The following is a 3,972-nucleotide window of genomic DNA, read 5'->3' on the forward strand; positions in this document are numbered from 1 at the left end:
CACCCGACACGCCGACCAAGATCAGTTCAGGAACAGGCTCTGAGGTCAGCCTTGGCAAGGTCGGCGCCTACCAGGCTGGCATCGCTCAAATCAACGCCATTCATTTCTGCGTGCCGCAGGTTAGCTCCAGACAAGTCTATTGGTGGAACATCCTACCAATACGGAGTGGCAGGTGTGCGGTGTCTTTGAAGAATCCGTTGGGCGGCGAGCCGGACTTGGCGCTCCTGGGTGCGTCGTTCGTAACGGTCATGGTGGTCCTGCGGCTCATCGTCCCCAGGCGGCTCACCAGCCGACACGTAAGGCATTCGAAGATAAGCGCAAATCACGTTCAAGATTGTTTCGCGTTGACTGCCGGTGTTCTGCCCAAGCCGCTCGAGCGCGTAGAGCCCGCCGAGTCGCACGGCGGCCGCGCTGGACCCCAACTGTTCCACGGCCTTGGTGTACAACTCCGTGATACGGCGTTCGGTCGCATCATGGTCAGTAGCCCGGGTAGCCTGCTCGTTGGACCACTGACGGCGACTGGCGAGTACCAAGGCGACAACGCCACCGGTCGCGACACCGACCGCCAGGCCTGTCTTGACCAGCTCGATCCGTGCCGCGGCATCGCCGCCAACGTCAATTGTGAGGAGGAGGACGGTTAACGCGACTGCCGCGAGCACGACGACCGGCGTCACGGTCACGAGAAAGATTACCGACCACGTCCGCGGGGCGATCAGCCGCAGCAGGCGTGGAGCATGATCCTCAGGCTGCCTTTCTGCCATGCTCATACATCGCGAAACCTTGACTCGTGCTACGGCCGACTGATCGCCCGTCCTCGCGCTCGACGCGGCAGGCTGCCGAGGACGGAGCGACTTGAGGCAAAGGTTTCGCCACACCACTGGTATGTGTCGTCCTCGGCGAGCCGGGTGCCGACGAACCCGGAGCAGAGGTGTCCCGCCCGAAGACGACGATCACCGCGACCCGGCCGCGGCAGCCACGTGCCGCGCCGGCGCCGCCAGCCGGCCTGCTTCGCCGCCGTGTTCTCCCCGGTCAGATTCCTACAGTGTCCCCCGACTGTTCACGAAGGCCTGCTCGGCGCCTCCGTTCGGCGGGTGTAGTTTTCCTGCACGGCTGACGGGAGGTGGGCGGAATAGCACGTCTTCATGTCGGCTGCGCGATGTGGACGCACAAGGCGTGGCCCGGCCGGTTCCTGCCGCACCCGCTCCCGGCCAGGGAGCGGCTGCGGGCCTACGCCCGCTGGTGCAACGCGGTCGAGGGCAACACCACCTTCTACGCCACCCCCGCCCGGGACACCGTCGCGACGTGGGCCCGGCAGACCGACCCCGGCTTCCGGTTCGTGGTCAAGTTGCCCAAGGTCGTCACCCACGAGCGGCGGTTCGCGGGGGTCGAGGCCGAGATGCGGGCGTTCCTAAACGCGGTCGAGCCCCTCGGCGACCGGGCGGTCCTGTGGACCCAGCTGCCCGGCTCCTTCGCCCCGTCCGACGTCGACGCCCTCGGCCGGTTCCTGCGCCGGCTCCCCACCGGCCGCCGGCGCGCGGTGGAGGTGCGCCACCCCGCGTTCTTCGCCGACCCCGGCTCGACGTCGCTGCTCGAGGGGACGCTCGCCGACGCCGACACCGAGTGGGTGCCGTTCGACACCACGGTCCTCTTCCAGGCCCCGCCGACCAGCGAGGCCGAGCAGGACGCCTGGGCCAGGAAGCCCCGGCTGCCGCGACGGACGCGGGCGCTCACCGACCGGCCGATCGTCCGCTACCTGGGCCGGGACTCGGTCGAGCAGACCGTCGAGGGCTGGCAACCGTGGACGAGGGTGGTCGCCGGCTGGCTGCGGGAGGGTCGCTCGCCGACGGTCTTCGTGCACACGCCGGACAACGACGACGCGCCGGCACTCGCCCGGCGGTTCCACGACGACGTGCGGGCTCTGGTGCCCGGCCTCGACGCGCTGCCCGAGCCGGAACCGGTCGAGCCCGCGACCCTGTTCTGAACGACACCACACCGGAGAAGTCCCGGCCGGGGCCGGTTCACCGGCCGGGACTCCGCCCTGGGGTCAGGAGTGGGGGCAGGTGTCCCGGTACTCCTGGATCTGGGTGCTCGGGCTCGGCGGCGGGCAGAGGAACTGCTCGTACCGGGTGTCGTTGTCGATGAAGCGTTTGAGCCAGGAGATGCTGAAGCGGGCCACGGTCGTGTTCGCGCTCGTCGGGGCGGAGTGGCTCGCGTTGTTCAGCTCCAGGTACGCCTTCTCCGGCGCCGCGCTCATGCTGGTGTAGAACGGCTCCGAATGCGACGACACCGGCGCCACCGAGTCGTTCTCCGCGCCGATGATCATCGTGGGTACGCGGACGGTCGACCACGACTTGGTGCCGTGCCAGGGCGTCAGCGGGATGGCGGCCTGGAGCGCGGGGCGCGTGCGGGACGCGGCGAGGCTACCGCCGCCGCCCATCGAGTGGCCCATCACGCCGAGGCGGGTGCCGTCGACACGACTGCGCACGGAGCTGGTGTTGCGCACGTAGTCGAGTGCGGCCAGCAGCTGCGCGCCCCGGCTGTCGGGCTGGTCCAGCGTCGAGAGCGTGTCGATGGTCATCACCACGAAACCCTGGGACGCCAGGCGCGGGCCCAGCCAGGCCACGGCCGACTGGGGCGCGGTGAAACCCGGGGAGATGGCCACCGCGCCGAACGTGCCCTCCGCGGTGCTCGTGGGGTAGTAGATCGTGCCGCCGCCGAAGCCCGACACCGACGACCGGGACACGGTGACGCTGGCGGTGGCGAAGGGGCCGCGCGACGCCTCGATGCTCGACGTCGTCGGCGCGGGGCCGCGTTCGTACGGGTTGGCCGCGACCTGCGTCGAGGCTTGGGCGGGGGCGCCCACCAGGAGCAGCGCCGCAGTGGACAGCGCGCAGAAGATACCGCGTATTCGCATGGATGCCTCGCAGGTGCAGGGAACGCAGACCCTTCGACCATCGGGCACCCGCGGGACCGCGCGCATCGGCGGACGCACCGGTCCTGCGCCAACTGGGATCGGTAAAACTACCGTTCGGCTGGCGTCTTCCCATCGCGGTGCGGCGTGTGGAAGAAAGGGTGCATGTTGCGGGGACGCGACCGGCAACGTGTCGCCGTCGACGCGGTGCTCCAGCGGGTTCGCGCCGGCCGCGGCGGTGTGCTGGTGCTGCGCGGCGAACCGGGCTCGGGCAAGACCGCCCTGCTGCGCGAGGCGCGGGCGGCCGCGGCCGACTTCGCCACCGACCCCCGGCGGGTGCTGCTGTGCGTCGACGACGCCCACGACCTGGACCTCGCCTGGCTGCTCGACGCGCTGCCCGACCTCGCCGACAGGCCGGTCGCGGTGCTCATCGCCACCGAGGGCGCGACCTACGGGCTTCCCTGCACCGAGCTCGACCCGCTCGACCACGCGACGAGCGTCCGGGTGCTCCGCGACCTGCTGCCGGGCCTGCCCAGCGGGCTAGCCGACGACGTCGCCCGGGTCGCCGGCGGAAACCCCCTCGCCCTGACGGAGCTGGCGCGGTCGCTCACCAGTGCCCAGCTCGGCGGCGCCGAACCCCCGCCGGAGGTCCTGCCGCCGCACAGCTCCCTGCGTGCCCGGCTGCGCGACCGGTTGGCCGCGCTGTCGCAGGACGCGCGGCACGCGCTCGCGATGACCCTCGTCGACGACGAGGTCGACGTGGACACCCTGGTACGCACCCCCGGGCTCGACCTCGCCGCCGTCGAGGAGGCCACGGCGCTGATGGACGCGGCGCTGATGGACGCAGCGCCGCTCGTGCGGGCGACGCTGCGGGCCGAGCTTCCCGTGAGCGCGCGCTACGCCGCACACGCGACGCTCGCCGACACCCTCCCCGAGGGTCCGCGCCGCACCTGGCACGAGGCCGCGGGGCTGCCCGGCGCGAGGGACTCCCACGCCGACCTGCTCGGCGCCGCCGCCGTCGCGGCGCGCGGCCGGGGCGACTTCGCCGCGGCCGCCCGCGA

4 protein-coding genes are annotated in these 3,972 nt (G+C 71.3%); 3 read left to right on the plus strand and 1 reads right to left on the minus strand.

Annotation, left to right across the window (positions count from 1 at the left end):
* Window positions 1-641: hypothetical protein (locus BU204_RS42425; RefSeq protein WP_233161064.1), on the plus strand; the 641-nt coding region annotated here is incomplete at its 5' end.
* Between the two features lie 515 nt (window positions 642-1,156).
* Window positions 1,157-1,981 (plus strand): DUF72 domain-containing protein, encoded by an 825-nt coding sequence (locus tag BU204_RS37590; RefSeq protein WP_075130548.1) that lies wholly within the window; start codon window positions 1,157-1,159, stop codon window positions 1,979-1,981.
* Window positions 1,982-2,044: 63 nt separating this feature from the next.
* Here the strand turns inward: BU204_RS37590 and BU204_RS37595 are convergent, their stop codons facing one another.
* Complete coding sequence (locus BU204_RS37595; protein ID WP_198943121.1) at window positions 2,045-2,914, minus strand: poly(ethylene terephthalate) hydrolase family protein; 870 nt, start codon at window positions 2,912-2,914, stop codon at window positions 2,045-2,047.
* A gap of 162 nt (window positions 2,915-3,076) precedes the next feature.
* Between BU204_RS37595 and BU204_RS41025 the strand changes: the two genes are divergently transcribed.
* A partial coding sequence (locus tag BU204_RS41025) for an AAA family ATPase (RefSeq protein ID WP_198943122.1) occupies window positions 3,077-3,972 on the plus strand: 896 nt, incomplete at its 3' end.

This window comes from Actinophytocola xanthii, from assembly GCF_001921205.1.
Classification (GTDB): Bacteria; Actinomycetota; Actinomycetes; order Mycobacteriales; family Pseudonocardiaceae; genus Actinophytocola; species Actinophytocola xanthii.

Excerpts from the sequence above, each read along its gene's own strand:
- BU204_RS37590 (WP_075130548.1), top strand. The coding sequence starts at position 1,157 with ATGTGGACGCACAAGGCGTGGCCCGGCCGGTTCCTGCCGCACCCGCTC.
- BU204_RS37595 (WP_198943121.1), bottom strand. The coding sequence starts at position 2,914 with ATGCGAATACGCGGTATCTTCTGCGCGCTGTCCACTGCGGCGCTGCTC.